Genomic DNA, 17,531 nt, shown 5'->3' on the forward strand with positions numbered 1-17,531 from the left:
GGCGGCCTCGGCCCCTCAGTAGGCTCCGCGACCGTCGACGACGGCGCGGAGCGTACGGCCCATCACGTCGACGTCACTGGTGAAGGACCAGTTGTCGACGTACTGCAGGTCCAGTTGGATCGTCTCGTCCCACGACAGGTCCGACCTGCCGCTGATCTGCCACAGCCCCGTCATTCCGGGCCGCACGGTCAGCCGGCGCAGCTCGACCTCGTCGTACTGGGCCACCTCGTCCGGCAGCGGCGGGCGCGGGCCGACCAGCGACATGTCGCCGATGAGCACGTTGACCAGCTGCGGCAGCTCGTCCAGGGAGGTGCGGCGCAGCAGTCGGCCCACCCGGGTGACCCGGGGGTCGCGCCGCATCTTGAACATCAGGCCGTCGTTCTCGTTGGCCCCGGCCAGCTCGGCCTTGCGGGCGTCGGCGTCCACCACCATCGTGCGGAACTTCCACATGACGAAGGGGACCCCGTCGCGGCCTATGCGCCGCTGGCGGTAGAAGGCGGGGCCGCGCGAGCCGAAGCGGATGGCGAGCACGAGTCCGAGGAAGAGCGGGGAGAGCAGCAGCAGCCCGGCCGCGGCGCCCACCCGGTCCAGGGCCGACTTCAGCAGCGTCTGCACGCCGCGGCTGACCGGCGGCGCGACGCGCAGCACGGCGAGTCCGCCGGCGGACAGGGTCTCCAGTCGCTTGACGGAGACCTCCACCAGTCCGGGGAAGACGGCGAGTTCCAGTCCCGCGTCGTGCAGGGCCCAGGCGATGCGGCGCAGCCGCTCCCCCGTGATGCGCACGCCGGGGGCGACCAGCACCAGGTCGGCGTGGTGGCTCAGGACCGCGCCGAGCACGGCGGCGGAGTCGACGCCGGGGGCCTCGGGGGCGTCTGCGTCGAGCCGTGCCGCCACGGGGACCCCGCTGGCGAGCGGGCCGGTGCCGACGGGGACGACGCCGACGACCACGTACGGGTGGTCGGTGCGGGCGGCGAGGTGCGCGATGACGTCCTCGGCCGCGTCGGGCTCCCCTATGACGAGCACGCGGCTCACGGCCTGGGCCTCGCGGCGGGCGGCCGAGAGGTGACGGTAGGTCAATTTGTGGCAGGCGACCGTGATCAGCAGGGCGGGCAGCAGGGCCCCGAGGGCGGACAGCCGGGGCGTGTCCTCCTCGGTCACCACGCGCGCCACGGCCAGGACGCCGATCAGAATCAGCCAGTCGTGGAGGACGGGCAGCACTCCGCGGGACTCTCCGAGCGCCCGGGTGGCGTACCGGCGGCGCAGCGCCTGTATCCCGGTCCACGCCACGGCGGCGGCCAGCGCGCAGTAGACGGGTCGGACCTGCTGAGCGGCGTCGAAGACGAGTCCGACGGGGACGGCTGCGCCGAAGAAGTCGGCGGCCATGGCGGCCGGACGGTACCAGCGGGCCTTGTCCCCGAGGCGCCGCACGGGAGCCAGGGACTCATGGGCCGCCCTGGCCACTCTTTGCGCAGGAAAATGAACATGCCTCATGGGCCCCCCTGGCACGTGGTCTATGACAGTGGCAAGTGTCCATGGCTTCCCCTGGCAACGGACATCGCCGCACCGGCAAACAGTACGACAAACACCCGTACGGTAAATGCCGTTTCGGTCAACCCAGCCTCTTGTTGCGCAAGTGTTAGCAACCGGTAGCAGGCGTTCCGAATCCCGGACGTCGTGCGACGCACACGAAGGTGAATGGTCCGGATACCGGATACGTATCTTCGGACAACGAACCGTTTCCGGCCAACCTTTTGACGCGGCCCTGACATCCGACGCGCCAAGTGGCAATCTTCGACCGTTCATCGCACCGCACCTGCTCTGCCCGGAGGCCCACCCAGCCATCCGGAACCCCCCTTGCAGAAGGAGTCTGCGTTGAGGTCCACCCCCCAGAGGCGTGCCACCGCGGCGGGCGCGCTCGTTGCCGCGGCAGCCCTGCTCGCCGTAGGTATACAGACCGGAACCGCCACCGCCGACGCCACCGCGTCACAGGCACCCAAGGCCGCCCAGTCCAATCCGGGCGCGGCCAACCGCGTACTCAGCGCATCGGAGCGTGCGACGCTCCTCGCCGAAGCCAACTCGACCACCGCGCAGGCCGCCAAGGCGCTCGGCCTCGGCAGTGGCGAGAAGCTCATCGTCCGCGACGTCGTCCAGGATGCGGACGGTACGACGCACACCACATACGAGCGGACCTACAACGGCCTGCCCGTGCTCGGCGGTGACCTCACGGTCCACGCCAAGGACGGCGTCACCAAGAGTGTGACCAAGGCGACCCACCACGACATCAAGGTCGCGGACACGGACGCCTCCGTCACCCCGGCGGCCGCCGAGAGCCAGGCCGTCGCCGCCGCCGGCGCCGAGGGCTCCAAGGAGGCCAAGCCCTCCAAGAACGCCCGCAAGGTGATCTGGGCCGCCGAAGGCGCTCCGGTCCTCGCGTTCGAGACGGTCGTCGGCGGAATCCAGCACGACGGCACCCCGAACGAGCTGCACGTGGTGACGAACGCCAAGACCGGCGCCAAGATCACCGAGTGGCAGGCCATCGAGACCGGCACCGGCAACACCATGTACAGCGGCCAAGTGACCCTCGGGACCACGCAGTCGGGCAGCACCTGGAACCTGACCGACGCCGCGCGCGGCAGCCACAAGACCTACAACCTCAACCGCGGCACCGGCTCCGGCACCGGCACGCTCTTCTCCGGCCCGGACGACGTATGGGGCAACGGCCTGCCCTCCAACCTGGAGACGGCCGGCGGCGACGCCCACTACGGCGCCGCGGTCACGTGGGACTACTACAAGAACGTGCACGGCCGCAACGGCCTGCGCAACGACGGCGTGGCCCCGTACAGCCGGGTCCACTACGGCAACTCCTACGTGAACGCCTTCTGGTCCGACTCCTGCTTCTGCATGACGTACGGCGACGGCGAGGGCAACAACAAGCCCCTCACCTCCACCGACGTGGCGGCGCACGAGATGACCCACGGTCTGACCTCGGTCACCGGCAACATGACCTACAGCGGTGAGCCGGGCGGCCTGAACGAGGCCACCTCCGACATCATGGCGGCCGCGGTCGAGTTCTACGCCGCCAACCCCCAGGACGTCGGTGACTACCTGGTCGGCGAGAAGATCGACATCAACGGCGACGGCACCCCGCTGCGCTACATGGACAAGCCGAGCAAGGACGGCGCGTCCAAGGACGCCTGGTACTCGGGCCTCGGCTCGATCGACGTCCACTACTCCTCGGGCCCGGCCAACCACTGGTACTACCTGGCCTCCGAGGGCTCCGGCGCCAAGGTCGTCAACGGCGTGAGCTACGACTCGCCGACCTCCGACGGTCTCCCGGTCACCGCGATCGGCCGCGACGCCGCCTCGAAGATCTGGTTCCGCGCGCTGACCACCGGTCTGTTCAAGTCGAACACCAACTACGCGGCCGCCCGTACGGCGACCCTGCAGGCGGCGGCCGACCTGTACGGCGCCGGCTCGACCACCTACAACAACGCGGCGAACGCCTGGGCGGCCATCAACGTCGGCCCGCGCATCGTGAGCGGCGTCTCGGTCACCCCGATCGCCAACCAGAACACCCAGATCAACACCGCCGTGAGCCTGCAGGTCCAGGCCACGAGCACCAACCCGGGTGCGCTGAGCTACGCGGCGACCGGCCTGCCGGCCGGCCTGTCGATCAACTCCTCGACCGGTCTCATCTCCGGTACGGCCACCACCGCGGGCACGTCCAACGTGACCGTCACCGTGACCGACTCGCAGAGCAAGACCGGCACGGCGTCCTTCACCTGGACCGTCGGCACCGGACAGCAGAACGTCTTCGAGAACACGGCCGACTACCAGATCACGGACAACGCCACGGTCGAGTCCCCGATCAACGTGACCCGCACGGGCAACGCCCCGAGCACGCTGAAGGTGGACGTGAACATCGTCCACACCTACGTCGGTGACCTGGTGGTCGACCTGGTCGCCCCCGACGGCAGCGTGTACAACCTGCGCAACCGCACCGGCGGCAGCGCGGACAACATCGTCCAGACCTTCACCGTGAACGCCTCCTCCGAGGTCGCCAACGGCACCTGGAAGCTTCGCGTCAGGGACGCTGCCAGCCTGGACACCGGCTACATCAACAGCTGGAAGCTCACCTTCTGACCCCGTCGGGGCAGCGTGAGCCACAGCCGAACAGATAGATAGACACGGGGCCGCCCGGGAGTAGACCTCCCCGGGCGGCCCTGTCCCATTGGACGGCGCGGCGGGACCGGGGCGGGAGTCCGGCCGGTCAGCCGATGGCGCGCAGGACCATGGAGACGAAGTCCTCCTGCGCCGCGTCCACGTCCTCCACGTCCTCCACGTCCTCCACGTCCTCCACGTCCTGCGCGTCGTTCGGTTCGCCCCGGCCCTGGCCCTGGCCGCCGTCGCTCCAGTCGCCGCGGCCCTGGTCGTCCTCCCCGGCCGCGTCCTCGTCGTTCTGGTCACCGCGGCCCTGGCCCTGTTCGCCGCCGTCACCCCAGTCGCCGCGGCCCTCCTCCTGGTCGCCGCCGTCGTTCCAGTCGCCGCGTCCCGGACCCTGACCGGCTTCGTCCGCCGGCTTGAAGAAGGCCGCCACGACCTCCACGTCCGACACGGACCCGTTCGGCCCCAGCGTCGCGACGGCCCTGCCGCCGCAGCCGGGGTTGTCGAACAGCAGGGCCCGCGACCGCGTCCGGTTGGTGACCTCGACGGCGGGGTCTCGGCGGGACGTGCCCGTGAGCAGGTAGCAGGTGCCGTCGTCCGCGGGCCGGATCCGGCCCTGCCGCTCACGGCCGGCGTCGTCGAAGTACCGGTAGTTCAGCGTGCCGAGGCGGTCACCGTGGTCGTCGGCCGGCGCCGGGCCGGCCGTGGGCAGGGCGAGCGCGAGCGCGCCGACGAACACGGCGGCGGTGGTGCCAAGACGCATGGGGGAGAGTCCGTTCCTCGGGTTCCTCGGGTTCCGCGGACGCCGGATCCGGTGGCGTCCGCGGGCAGCGTAGGAGCGGAGGAGGGTGCCGAAACGATTCGGCATACCGGCGCGTACGCAGGTTCACCCAGGAGGTCCCCCGTCGTGCGCCTCTCCGAGGCCGCGGGCGGCGGGCGGCGGGCGGCGGCTGCACCCGCCGCCCGCGCGCCCGCCTCCACGACGGGGCCTGGGAAGTGCCCGCGAAGCCCGGACCGCGCAGGCGGGACTTCGCGGACACGACCTAGCGCAGCAGTACCCCGCCGCCGTTGTCCGTGTCCGCGGGGGCCGCGACCAGGCCCAGTTCGGCCGGGGTCGCCAGCAGCGGGTGCGTCGGCAGGATGCGGACCGTGTAGCCGAAGGGCCCGGTGCGGTCGAGGGCGAGCGGCCCCTCGTACACCCAGCGGCCCTCCAGGTCGGGACCGGTGGCCGGCTTGAGCGGGAAGGTCCGCCCGTCCCGGATCACGTCCTGCGGGTCCACCCGGCCCGCGACCGCCTGCACCTCCACGTCCTCGGGCGCGAGGGAGTCCAGGGACACCTGCACCCGCAGCGTGAGGGTGGACCCCAGCTCGGCGGTGCCGTTCACGGGAGCCGCGGCCAGCGCCTCCACGTGCTCGACGCCGACCCGCGGCCACGCCGCCCGGACCCGGCCCTTCCACCAGGCGAGGTCCCGCGCCGCGTCGGCGGTGAGGGCGCGGTGGGCGAGCGCGGCCGGCGCGTACAGCCGCTCCACGTACTCGCGCACCATCCGTCCGGCGAGGACCTTCGGCCCCAGCGACACGAGCGTGCGCCGGACCATCTCGATCCACCGCACCGGGAGCCCGGCGCGCCCGGCCCGGTCGTAGAAGCGGGGCGCGACCCGGCCCTCGATCAACTCGTAGAGGGCGCTCGCCTCCAGGTGGTCCCGGCGGTCCTCGTCCGCACCGAGCCCGTCGGCGGTCGGGATGGCCCAGCCGAAGTCCGGCTCGAACCACTCGTCCCACCACCCGTCCAGGACGGACAGGTTGAGACAGCCGTTCAGCGCGGCCTTCATCCCGCTCGTACCGCACGCCTCCAGCGGGCGCAGCGGGTTGTTCAGCCAGACGTCACAGCCCGGGTAGAGCTTCTGCGCCATGGCCATGCCGTAGTCGGGCAGGAAGACGATCCGGTGGCGCACCCTCGGGTCGTCCGCGAAGCGCACCAGTTCCTGCACGAGCCGCTTGCCGCCGTCGTCGGCCGGGTGCGCCTTGCCCGCCACGACGATCTGCACGGGCCGCTCCGGGTCCAGCAGCAGTCTGCGCAGCCGGTCCGGGTCGCGCAGCATCAGCGTCAGCCGCTTGTACGAGGGCACGCGCCGGGCGAAGCCGATGGTCAGCACGTCGGGGTCGAGTACGGAGTCCACCCAGCCCAGTTCGGCGGCGGCGGCCCCGCGCTGGAGCCACGAGGCCCGCAGCCGGTCCCGCACCTCCTGCACCAGCTGCTCGCGCAGCACCCGGCGCAGGTCCCACACGTCCTGGTCGGGGATGTCGGCGACCGCGTCCCAGCGCCGCGAGCCGCCGACCGACAGGGCGTCCTCGGTGCGGCCCGCTCCGATCTGGCGGGCGCCGAGCCGGACGACCTCGGGTGCCACCCAGGTCGGGGCGTGGACGCCGTTGGTCACGGAGGTGATGGGCACGTCGGCCGGGTCGAAGCCGGGCCACAGCCCGGCGAACATCTCCCGGCTGACCGCGCCGTGCAGGGTGGACACGCCGTTGGCCCGCTGGGCCAGCCGCAGTCCCATCACCGCCATGTTGAACACGCCTGGGTCGCCGCCGGGGAAGGACTCCGCGCCGAGTTCCAGGATCCGCTCGACCGGTACCCCGGCCAGCTCCCCGCCCTCGCCGAAGTGCCGGGCGACCAGGCTCCGCTCGAAGCGGTCGATCCCGGCCGGGACGGGGGTGTGCGTGGTGAACACGGTCCCGGCGCGCACCGCCTCGACGGCGGCGTCGAAGCCGAGGCCCCGCTCCCGCTCCAGTTCCCTTATGCGCTCCAGCCCCAGGAAGCCGGCGTGGCCCTCGTTGGTGTGGAAGACCTCGGGCTCGGGATGGCCGGTGATCCCGCAGTAGGCGCGCACCGCGCGCACCCCGCCGATGCCGAGCAGCATCTCCTGGAGGAGCCGGTGGTCGCTGCCGCCGCCGTAGAGCCGGTCGGTCACCTCGCGTGCGGCGGCGTCGTTGTCCTCGACGTCGGAGTCCAGGAGCAGCAGGGGTACGCGCCCGACGCGTGCCTGCCAGATGTGGGCGTGCAGGGCGCGGCCGCCGGGCAGGGTCAGCGAGACGCGGGCGGGGGTGCCGTCGTCCTGGCGGAGCAGGCCGAGCGGGAGTTCGTTGGGGTCGAGGACGGGATAGTGCTCCTGCTGCCAGCCGTCGCGGGAGAGCGACTGGCGGAAGTAGCCGTGCCGGTAGAGGAGTCCCACGCCGATGAGCGGGACCCCGAGGTCGCTGGCGGCCTTCAGGTGGTCCCCGGCGAGGATGCCGAGGCCGCCGGAGTACTGGGGCAGGGCGGCGGTGATGCCGAATTCGGGGGAGAAGTAGGCGATGGCGGCGGGCAGTTCCGCGCCGTTCTCCCGGCTCTGGTACCACCTCCCGCCGTTCACGTAGTCATCGAGGTCGGCGGCGGCGACGGCGAGGCGCCGCAGGAACCGGCGGTCTGCGGCCAGTTCCTCGAGCCTGGCGGCGGAGACCGTGCCGAGCAGCCGGACGGGATCTCCGCCGGCGGCCTGCCAGCCCTCGGGGTCGACGGATTGGAAGAGTTCGCGGGTCTCGGCATGCCACGACCAGCGCAGGTTGCGCGCGAGATCGGTGAGCGGCAGCAGGGATTCCGGGAGGACGGGGCGCACGGTGAATCGACGGATAGCCTTCACACGTTCCACCTTCGCAGGGGATTGCGGATCGGAGCGGCCGCACCACGCTGTGCACCCGCGCATCACCCCGGGAAGGCTAGCGACGCCCCCGCATTCCGGCCATGCCGCCTGCGGCGGGCGGCGTGGTCCGGGGGGTGCGGGTGGCCGGGTAGGCGGGCTTCGGTGAGTCGCCGGACCGGCCGGTGCGCGTCGCGGCTGGACGTCGCCTCGCCGGCCCCGCTCACCGGTGTCGCCGAGTCCGAGGTGGCAGCGGTGTTCCACGGCGCAGCGCCTGACGGGATCCTGCTCCGGCGGCTCTCGCGCCCCCAGGGGGTCCATGTGGCGGACCTGTTCGCGGCGGCCGGGGTGGCCGTCCCCGACGGCCTGGCGGCGCTGGACGCGAGCGCCGGGTGGAGCGTTCCCCGGCCCGTACGGCATGCGCCGGCCCTGGCGCCCGAGCAGCGGGCGGCGGGCGGCGGGCGGCGGGCGGCGGTGCGCCGGTGCGCATGGCGCGGAACCGGAACCTCAGCCGGTCGGCGACGGCCAGGACCTTTCTGCTGCCCACCGGCCGGTACCAGGGAGTGTCCGCGCAGTAGCACCGACCGCCCGGAGGGCGGGCGCGGCGGGGTCCGGTGCGTGCGATTGCAAGGCGGAGGAGCCCCCCGCGTACCGGACGTACGCGGGAGCCCCGACAACGCGGCGAGGCCCGGTGCCGGGCACGCGGGCCCGGCACGATCCGAAAGACACGCCCCGGGTCGCCTCCGGCTACGGGCGGGTCGGCCACGGCAGCGAGCCGCTGCCCCCGGAGCTCGTTGCCGACTTCGCAGCCGTCCTCGGGCGTCCCGGCCGGCAGGCCGGCGGCGCTGACGGGCATGGCGCCGTGCCCCGCCGCCGCCGCGGAGCCGGAGCCTTCCGTCGACGTCCCGGCCGAGCTCGTCCGGGACGTCCGCCGGCTCACGGCCGACCGCGCCCGGTGCGGAGCCCCGGTCCGGCTCGGACCGGTAGGTCTCCGGCACCTGCGGCAGGAGGGTGCGGTCCCGTGCGCACGGAGCCCCGGCAGCGTCCCGCGCACCGGGCGCCCACCCGGTCGGCCTCGGCGCCGGGCCGGGCCCACGCGGTGACGCCGAGCGGCGGCCCGGAGGCGGCATCGGGCCTGCGGTCCCGTGCGCACGGAGCGCCGGCAGCGTCCCGCGCACGACGGCCGTCGCCACGCCACGGCACGGCACGGCACGGCACGGCACGGCACGGCACGCCAAGGCGGGCTTTTTTCGGCCACATCTCTCAAATCCTGTGAAACAGGGGTCACTCCCACCCCACGGCGCCGGCGACCCGCTGTCTCCCGTACCCCCGCGCGGGTGGTTCCCGAGAGGCTCCGGAGACCGCTGTGACCGATGATTCGGGCTCCTACGTCACCTAGTCCCAGCCGACTTGACGGAGCCCCGCCGGATGTCGAGCGGAGCCTTGGTATTGCCCGTGCCACTACGTACGAGTAGTTAACCAAGTGCGCGGATTGGGCGGGAGGAGAGTGGGAAGGGCTCCCCGGGTACACGTGGTACACGCACGGCGCACCCGCCCACAAACCCTCTCCCCGCCACCCGAGTGAACGCGGACAGGAGCGGCCATGCCCGCAGCCCAGCCGTCTCTTGAGCGGCTAGAAACAGAGCGAACAGAGCGTGCACTACCAGTCGTGATACCGGCTGGCCTGTTGTCACCGAGCCCTGCGAACTGCCCCCAGGTGATCCCATCATGATCGGTCGCATTCCCGTGCTGGACGTCCGCCCCGCCGTCGACTGCGGCGCCAGACCCGCCAAGGCGGTCGTGGACGAGGTCTTCGAGATCTCCGCCACCGTGTTCCGCGAAGGACACGACGCCCTCTCCGCCCACGTCGTCCTGCGTGATCCGAAGGGGCGGCTGCGGCCCCCCGTGCCGATGAGCGAACTCGCTCCCGGCACCGACCGGTGGGGCGCCCGGGTCTCCGCCGAGGTCGAGGGGAGGTGGACGTACACCGTCGAGGCGTGGAGCGACCCGGTGGGCACCTGGCGGGCCCATGCCGCGATCAAGATCCCCGCCGGGATCGACACCGGGCTGGTGCTGCTGGAGGGCTCGGAGCTCTACGAGCGGGCCGCCGCCCGGATCCCCAAGCGCGACGGCCGCGAGGCCGTCCTGGCCGCCGCCGACATCATGCGGGACGAGGACCTGCCGGCCGCCGAGCGGTACGAGGCCGCCCTCGCCCCCGCGGTGACCGCCGCGCTCGCCAGGCGCCCCTACCGGGAGCTGGTCACCGCGTCCAAGCCGCTGCCCGTGATCGTCGAGCGCAAGCGGGCCCTCTTCGGCTCCTGGTACGAGATGTTCCCGCGCTCCGAGGGAGCGGTGGTGGAGCCCGGCGAGGCTCCGGTCAGCGGCACCTTCCGGACCGCCGCCGAGCGGCTGCCCGCGATCGCCGCGATGGGCTTCGACGTGGTCTACCTGCCGCCCATCCACCCGATCGGCAGCACCTACCGGAAGGGCCCGAACAACACGCTCTCCGCCGGGAGTTGGGATCCGGGCGTGCCGTGGGCCATCGGCTCCACCGAGGGCGGGCACGAGGCGGTCCACCCCGAACTGGGCACCATCGAGGACTTCGACGCCTTCGTCGCGCGCGCCCGCGAGCTGCGCATGGAGATCGCGCTGGACTTCGCCCTGCAGTGCTCCCCCGACCACCCGTGGGTGGAGAAGCACCCGGAGTGGTTCCGCCACCGCGCCGACGGGACGATCGCGTACGCCGAGAACCCGCCGAAGAAGTACCAGGACATCTACCCGGTCCACTTCGACACCGACATGGCCGGCATCGTCGAGGAGACCTGCCGGATCCTGCGGCACTGGATGGACCACGGGGTGCGCATCTTCCGTGTCGACAACCCGCACACCAAGCCGGTCGTCTTCTGGCAGAAGGTGATCGCGGACATCAACAAGTCCGACCCGGACGTGATCTTCCTGGCGGAGGCCTTCACCCGGCCCGCGATGATGCGCGCGCTCGCCGCCGTCGGCTTCCAGCAGTCGTACACGTACTTCACCTGGCGCAACACCAAGGCCGAGCTGACCGAGTACCTGACCGAGCTGTCCGCCACCGCCTCCGCCTCGGTGATGCGGCCGAACTTCTTCGTGAACACGCCCGACATCCTGCACGAGTACCTCCAGAAGGGCGGCCGTCCCGCCTTCGAGGTGCGCGCGGTCCTCGCCGCCACCATGTCGCCCACCTGGGGGATCTACTCCGGCTACGAGCTGTGCGAGAACACGCCGGTGCGCGAGGGCAGCGAGGAGTACCTGAACTCCGAGAAGTACGAGTTCCGGCCGCGCGACTGGGCCGCCGCCGACCGCGAGGGCCGCACCATCGCCCCGCTGATCACCGCCCTGAACCGGCTGCGCCGGCGCAACCCCGCGCTCCAGCAGCTGCGCGACATCCACTTCCACCCGACCGACAACGAACAGGTGATCGCCTATTCGAAGCACGCGGGCGCCAATTCCGTACTGGTGGTCGTCAACCTCGATCCGCACCACACCCAGGAGGCGACGGTCTCGTTGGACATGCCGGTACTCGGCCTCGACTGGCACGGGTCCCTCGCGGTGCGCGACGAGCTCACCGGCGAGACCTATCACTGGGGCAGGGCGAACTACGTGCGCCTAGAGCCGGGCCGCACGCCCGCGCACGTACTGGCCGCTCTGCGACCGTCCCCGCCCACCGGAGGGTCACCCACCACATGATGATCAACGATCCCGTCCACGACACCTTCGAGGACACCCCCGCCAAGGACCGCGATCCCGACTGGTTCAAGCGGGCCGTCTTCTACGAGGTCCTCGTCCGCTCCTTCCACGACAGCAACGGCGACGGCGTCGGGGACCTCAAGGGCCTCACCGCCAAACTGGACTACCTCCAGTGGCTCGGCGTCGACTGCCTGTGGCTGCCGCCGTTCTTCGCCTCTCCCCTGCGCGACGGGGGCTACGACGTCTCCGACTACACCTCCGTGCTGCCCGAGTTCGGCGACCTCGCCGACTTCGTGGAGTTCGTGGACGCCGCGCACACCCGCGGCATGCGGGTGATCATCGACTTCGTCATGAACCACACGAGCGACCAGCACGAGTGGTTCCAGCAGTCGCGCAAGGACCCGGAGGGCCCCTACGGCGACTACTACATGTGGGCCGACAACGACAAGCAGTACCAGGACGCCCGGATCATCTTCGTCGACACCGAGACCTCGAACTGGACGTACGACCCGGTCCGCAAGCAGTACTACTGGCACCGCTTCTTCTCCCACCAGCCGGACCTCAACTTCGAGAACCCGGCCGTCCAGGAGGAGATCATCTCCGCCCTCCGGTTCTGGCTGGACCTCGGCATCGACGGCTTCCGTCTCGACGCCGTGCCCTACCTGTACGCCGAGGAGGGCACCAACTGCGAGAACCTCCCGCGCACCCACCAGCTGCTGAAGAGAGTCCGGGCGGAGATCGACGCGCACTACCCGGACACGGTGCTGCTCGCCGAGGCAAACCAGTGGCCCGAGGACGTCGTCGACTACTTCGGGGACTTCGCCAAGGGCGGCGACGAGTGCCACATGGCGTTCCACTTCCCCGTCATGCCGCGCATCTTCATGGCGGTGCGAAGAGAGTCGCGCTACCCGGTCTCCGAGATCCTGGCCAAGACCCCGGCCATCCCGAAGAACTGCCAGTGGGGCATCTTCCTGCGCAACCACGACGAGCTCACCCTCGAAATGGTCACGGACGAAGAGCGCGACTACATGTACGCCGAGTACGCCAAGGACCCGCGGATGCGGGCCAACATCGGCATCCGCCGCCGCCTCGCGCCGCTCCTGGACAACGACCGCAACCAGATGGAGCTGTTCACGGCCCTGCTGCTGTCGCTGCCCGGCTCGCCGGTCCTCTACTACGGCGACGAGATCGGCATGGGCGACAACATCTGGCTGGGCGACCGCGACGGCGTGCGCACCCCCATGCAGTGGACCCCGGACCGCAACGCCGGTTTCTCCTCGTGCGATCCGGGCAGGCTGAACCTGCCGGTCATCATGGACCCGGTCTACGGGTACCAGGTCACCAATGTCGAGGCGGCCATGGCGTCGCCCTCCTCGCTGCTGCACTGGACCCGCCGGCTGATCGAGATCCGCAAGGCGAACCCCGCCTTCGGCCTCGGCTCGTACACCGAACTGCAGTCGTCCAACCCGGCGGTGCTCGCGTTCCTGCGCGAGTACGGGGACGACCTGGTGCTGTGCGTGCACAACTTCTCGCGCTTCGCGCAGCCCACCGAGCTGGACCTGCAGTCGTTCAACGGGCGGGTACCGGTGGAGCTCACGGGTGATGTGCGCTTCCCGCCGATCGGCGAGTGGCCGTACCTGCTGACCCTGGCGGGACACGGCTTCTACTGGTTCCGGCTGCGTGCCGAACAGCGCGGTGACCGCCGCGCCGAATAGCCGGCACGGTCACAGGCGGACACGCCTCGACCAAGGGGCGGGCGGCTCGAACGGGTCAATCGCCCGCCCCTGTACGGATCATCCTGACCCGACACTCGCACATGCCGGAGAAGCAACTGCCGCGCATCCGGGACACTCTGCGCATTCTGTGACGGCCCGGGGAAAGGACGCGACGCCATGTCGGAGGCTGCATCCGCCCGGAGCCGGCTCACTGCCGACCGGGCCGCCGGGATCGCCCCGCTGGAACCGATGCTGCGGGCCTGGCTGCCCGCCCAGCGCTGGTTCGCGGGCAAGGGCCGGGCCATCAGCAGACTCACGACCGTCTCGGCGGCCGACCTGCTGCCCCCCGGCTCCACCCCCGGACTGCTGCACGTGCTCCTCGACGTGGACGGGGACTGCTACCAGCTGCTGCTGGGCATCCGCCCGTCCCTGCCGCCCGCCCTCGCGCCCACCCTGATCGGCCACGCCGAGGAGGGGCCGTACGCCGGCCGCGTGATCTACGAGGCGCTGGGGGACCCCCGGCTCGCGGCCATGCTGCTGGAACGGCTGCGCTCCCCCGGGGCGCTCGGCCCGCTGCGCTTCGACCGGGACCCGGCCACGCCCATCCCGGCGGGGCTCACTCCCCGGCCGCTGTCCGGGGAACAGACGAACTCCTCCCTGATCTACGGAGATTCGTTCATCCTGAAGGTCTTCCGCCGGGTCGGCCCCGGCGTCAACCCGGACCTGGAGCTGCCCAGGGCGCTGGCCGCCGCCGGCTGCGCGCGGGTGCCGGCGCCCGTCGCCTGGTACGAGGCCGAGCCGCCCGGCGGCGAAGCGCTGACCCTGGGGGTGCTCCAGCCGTACCTGCGCGGCTCCGACGACGGCTGGCAGCTCGCACTGCGTCGGCTCGGCGCCGGCGAGGACTTCACCGCCGAGGCGCACGCGCTCGGCCGGGCCACGGCCGAGGTGCACAGCGCGCTCGCCGCGGCCCTGCCCACCGTCGCGCTCGGCCCCGAGCAGACCGCCCGGCTGGCCGCCGGGATGACGGCTCGACTGGCGGCCACCGCCCGGGAGGTGGCGGCGCTGCGGCCCTACGAGGCCGGGCTGCGGGGGGCGTTCGACGCACTGGCCGCGTCCCGCGGGACGGGGGTGGCGGCCCAGCGCATCCACGGTGACCTCCATCTGGGTCAGACCCTGCGCACCCTGGACGGCAGCTGGTCGTTGATCGACTTCGAGGGCGAGCCGGCCCGGCCCCTGGCCGACCGGCGCCGCCCCGAACCGGCGGTGCGCGACATCGCCGGGATACTGCGTTCCTTCGACTACGCCGCCCGCTCGCACCGGCCGTTCGCCCCCGCCTGGGCGGACGACTGCCGGGCGGCCTTCTGCGAGGGCTACGCCCGCACCACCGGCCGGGACCCGCGCGAGGACCCCGTACTGCTGCGGGCGTACGAGACCGACAAGGCCGTGTACGAGGCCCGTTACGAGTCCCGGCACCGTCCCGACTGGCTGCACGTCCCGATGGCCGCGATCCGGCGGCTCTCGGAGCCCGCGCGGCCCGCCCACCGCGTGCCGCCGACCCCGCCCGCCCCGGGCACCCTCTCCGCCCACCCGCTTCCCCACCCGAAGCCCCCGAGGAGGCCGCTCGCGTGAGCGCCGCACGACAGCCGTCACCGACCGTCCGCGACGATGCCGCACCCGCCCCGGCGGCGGCCAAGAAGCCCCGCACTCCCCGGGCCCGCCGCGCCGCCCCTCCGCACGGGGTCCGGCCGGCGCCGGTGCTCGGCTCCGAGGAACGGGCCCGGCTGCTGGAGGGCCGCCACCACGACCCGCACGCGGTACTGGGCGCGCGCACCCAGCGCGGCGGGGTGGCCTTCCGGGTGCTGCGCCCCTACGCCAAGGCGGTCACGGTCATCGCCAAGGGGCTGCGGGCCGAGCTCCACGACGACGGCGACGGGCTGTTCTCGGGGCTGCTGCCGCTGACGGCGGTGCCGGACTACCGGCTGCTGGTGGCGTACGACAACGACGAGATCGAGATCCACGACCCCTACCGGTTCCTGCCCGCCCTCGGCGAGCTGGACCTGCACCTGATCGGCGAGGGCCGCCACGAGCAGCTGTGGACGGCGCTGGGCGCCCAGCCGATGGAGCACCAGGGCGTGGCGGGGACCCGGTTCACGGTGTGGGCGCCGAACGCGCAGGGGGTGCGGGTCACCGGGGACTTCTCCTACTGGGACTCCGTCGCCCATCCGATGCGCTCGCTCGGCGCGAGCGGCGTCTGGGAGCTGTTCCTGCCCGGCGTGGGCGCCGGGACGCTCTACAAGTACGACATCACGCGCCCGGACGGCAGCCACACGCTGCGCGCCGACCCGATGGCCCGGTCCGCGGAGGTCCCGCCGGCGAACGCCTCGGTGGTCGCGGCGTCGCAGTACGAGTGGCAGGACGCGGAGTGGATGGCGCGGCGCGGAGCCCGCGCCCCGCACCAGGCCCCCTTCTCGGTGTACGAGCTGCACCTGGCGTCCTGGCGGCCCGGACTGTCCTACCGGCAGCTCGCCGAGCAGCTCCCCGCGTACGTCAAGGAGCTGGGCTTCACGCACGTGGAGATGATGCCGGTGGCCGAGCACCCCTTCGGCGGCTCGTGGGGGTACCAGGTCACCGGTTTCTACGCGCCGACCTCGCGGATGGGCACGCCGGACGACTTCCGCTTCCTCGTGGACTCGCTGCACCGGGCCGGGATCGGCGTGATCGTCGACTGGGTGCCGGCGCACTTCCCGCGGGACGAGTGGGCGCTCGCCGAGTTCGACGGGCGGGCGCTGTACGAGCACCAGGACCCGCGGCGGGCCGCGCATCCGGACTGGGGGACGCTGGAGTTCGACTACGGGCGCAAGGAGGTCCGCAACTTCCTCGTCGCCAACGCCGTGTACTGGTGCGAGGAGTTCCACGTGGACGGGCTGCGCGTGGACGCGGTGGCCTCGATGCTCTACCTGGACTACTCGCGCAGCGAGGGCGAGTGGACGCCCAACGAGCACGGCGGCCGGGAGAACCTGGACGCGGTGGGGTTCCTGCAGGAGATGAACGCCACCGTCTACCGGCGCTGCCCGGGGGTGGTGACCATCGCGGAGGAGTCCACCGCCTGGAACGGCGTGACGCGGCCGACGGACGGCGGCGGGCTGGGCTTCGGGCTGAAGTGGAACATGGGCTGGATGCACGACACCCTGCGCTACATGTCGAAGGAGTCGGTGCACCGCAAGTACCACCACCACGACATGACCTTCGGGATGATCTACGCCTTCAGCGAGAACTACGTGCTGCCGATCTCGCACGACGAGGTGGTGCACGGCAAGCGTTCGCTCGTGTCGAAGATGCCGGGGGGCGACTGGTGGCAGCAGCGGGCCGCGCACCGGGCGTACCTGGGCTTCATGTGGGCCCACCCGGGCAAGCAACTGCTCTTCATGGGGCAGGAGTTCGCCCAGGGGTCGGAGTGGTCGGAGAGCTACGGGCCGGACTGGTGGCTGCTGGACTCCTCCTATGCGGCGGCCGGCGACCACCGGGGCGTGCGCGACCTCGTGCGCGACCTGAACCGCACCTACAGGGCGGCGCCGGCGCTGTGGGAACGCGACACCGTGCCGGAGGGCTTCGCCTGGGTGGAGGCGGACGCGGCGGAGGACAACGTCTTCGCCTTCCTGCGGTACGCGCAGGACGGCTCGCAGCTGCTGGCGGTGTCCAACTTCTCGCCCGTGGTCCGGCATGGCTACCGGATCGGGGTGCCGGAGGAGGTGCCGCTGTGGCGTGAGGTCCTCAACACCGACATGGAGGCGTACGGCGGCAGCGGGGTCCACCACGGGCAGGCGCTGCGGCCCGAGCCGGTGCCGGCCCAGGGCCGCCCGGCGAGCCTGCGGATGACGCTGCCGCCGCTGGCGACGATCTGGCTCAGGCCGTAGCGAGCTGGTCCTCCAGTTCCTGCAGGAGGCGGCGCTTGGGCCGGGCGCCGACCATCTGGCGGACGGGTTCGCCGTCGCGGAAGACGAGCAGGGTCGGCATGGACAGCACCCCGTACCGGGTCACGGCCTCGGGGTTGCGGTCCGCGTCGATCTGCACGACCTTCAGGCGGTCGGCCTCCTCGGCGGCGATCGCGGACAGCACCGGTGCGAGCTGGCGGCAGGGGCCGCACCAGTCGGCCGTGAACTCGACGAGGACGGCCCTGCCGCGCTCGGCGAGCACCTCGGCCTCGAAGTCCGTGTCGGTCACCTCGGCCACTCCGTGGGCGTGCACCATGTCG

At 72.1% G+C, this 17,531-nt stretch carries 9 protein-coding genes; 5 read left to right on the forward strand and 4 right to left on the reverse strand.

From position 1 onward, the window contains the following. Positions 1 to 15 precede the first annotated feature (15 nt). On the reverse strand, positions 16 to 1,491 hold the full coding sequence (locus IG86_RS0110285; protein ID WP_030826695.1) for a sugar transferase: 1,476 nt from the start codon (positions 1,489 to 1,491) through the stop codon (positions 16 to 18). Positions 1,492 to 1,872: 381 nt separating this feature from the next. Here IG86_RS0110285 and IG86_RS0110290 point away from each other — a divergent pair, with 381 nt between their 5' ends. Next, on the forward strand, positions 1,873 to 4,143 hold the full coding sequence (locus tag IG86_RS0110290) for a M4 family metallopeptidase (protein ID WP_030896411.1): 2,271 nt from the start codon (positions 1,873 to 1,875) through the stop codon (positions 4,141 to 4,143). A 127-nt stretch (positions 4,144 to 4,270) separates the two neighbouring features. On the opposite strand, the gene IG86_RS0110295 is transcribed toward IG86_RS0110290, so the two are convergent. Together IG86_RS0110295 and glgP are read right to left on the reverse strand one after the other, a co-directional pair. Then, positions 4,271 to 4,927 carry a hypothetical protein gene (locus IG86_RS0110295; protein ID WP_030896416.1) on the reverse strand — a complete coding sequence of 219 codons (657 nt, stop codon included), beginning with the start codon at positions 4,925 to 4,927 and terminating at the stop codon, positions 4,271 to 4,273. A 280-nt stretch (positions 4,928 to 5,207) separates the two neighbouring features. Further along, on the reverse strand, positions 5,208 to 7,844 hold the full coding sequence (glgP, locus tag IG86_RS0110300) for an alpha-glucan family phosphorylase (protein WP_030896420.1): 2,637 nt from the start codon (positions 7,842 to 7,844) through the stop codon (positions 5,208 to 5,210). Between the two features lie 1,725 nt (positions 7,845 to 9,569). Between glgP and IG86_RS0110305 the strand changes: the two genes are divergently transcribed. From IG86_RS0110305 to glgB, 4 genes are all read left to right on the forward strand, one after another. Then, on the forward strand, positions 9,570 to 11,564 hold the full coding sequence (locus tag IG86_RS0110305; RefSeq protein WP_030826709.1) for an alpha-1,4-glucan--maltose-1-phosphate maltosyltransferase: 1,995 nt from the start codon (positions 9,570 to 9,572) through the stop codon (positions 11,562 to 11,564). Further along, positions 11,561 to 13,279 (forward strand): maltose alpha-D-glucosyltransferase, encoded by a 1,719-nt coding sequence (gene treS, locus IG86_RS0110310; RefSeq protein ID WP_030826712.1) that lies wholly within the window; start codon positions 11,561 to 11,563, stop codon positions 13,277 to 13,279. Before IG86_RS0110305 ends, treS begins: the two co-directional genes overlap by 4 nt. 177 nt (positions 13,280 to 13,456) lie before the next feature. Then, positions 13,457 to 14,908: a maltokinase N-terminal cap-like domain-containing protein gene (locus IG86_RS0110315; protein WP_063761507.1), complete on the forward strand. Its 1,452-nt coding sequence runs from the start codon at positions 13,457 to 13,459 to the stop codon at positions 14,906 to 14,908. Then, positions 14,905 to 17,193, forward strand: coding sequence for a 1,4-alpha-glucan branching enzyme (gene glgB / locus IG86_RS0110320; protein WP_030896421.1), 2,289 nt, complete (start codon positions 14,905 to 14,907; stop codon positions 17,191 to 17,193). Before IG86_RS0110315 ends, glgB begins: the two co-directional genes overlap by 4 nt. On the opposite strand, the gene trxA is transcribed toward glgB, so the two are convergent. Beyond that, entirely contained in the window at positions 17,183 to 17,527 is a 345-nt protein-coding gene (trxA, locus tag IG86_RS0110325; RefSeq protein WP_030896423.1) for a thioredoxin, read from the reverse strand. The two genes, glgB and trxA, sit on opposite strands and share 11 nt — an antisense overlap. Between the last annotated feature and the right edge of the window lie 4 nt (positions 17,528 to 17,531).

Origin of the sequence: Streptomyces virginiae (assembly GCF_000720455.1) — a bacterium.
Taxonomy (GTDB): Bacteria; Actinomycetota; Actinomycetes; order Streptomycetales; family Streptomycetaceae; genus Streptomyces; species Streptomyces virginiae.

Bases quoted from the DNA above. Each gene is read 5' to 3' on its own strand.
- IG86_RS0110285 (WP_030826695.1), bottom strand. From the start codon at position 1,491: ATGAGGCATGTTCATTTTCCTGCGCAAAGAGTGGCCAGGGCGGCCCAT.
- IG86_RS0110315 (WP_063761507.1), top strand. From the start codon at position 13,457: ATGTCGGAGGCTGCATCCGCCCGGAGCCGGCTCACTGCCGACCGGGCC.
- IG86_RS0110295 (WP_030896416.1), bottom strand. From the start codon at position 4,927: ATGCGTCTTGGCACCACCGCCGCCGTGTTCGTCGGCGCGCTCGCGCTC.
- treS (WP_030826712.1), top strand. From the start codon at position 11,561: ATGATGATCAACGATCCCGTCCACGACACCTTCGAGGACACCCCCGCC.
- IG86_RS0110305 (WP_030826709.1), top strand. From the start codon at position 9,570: ATGATCGGTCGCATTCCCGTGCTGGACGTCCGCCCCGCCGTCGACTGC.
- trxA (WP_030896423.1), bottom strand. From the start codon at position 17,527: ATGGTGCACGCCCACGGAGTGGCCGAGGTGACCGACACGGACTTCGAG.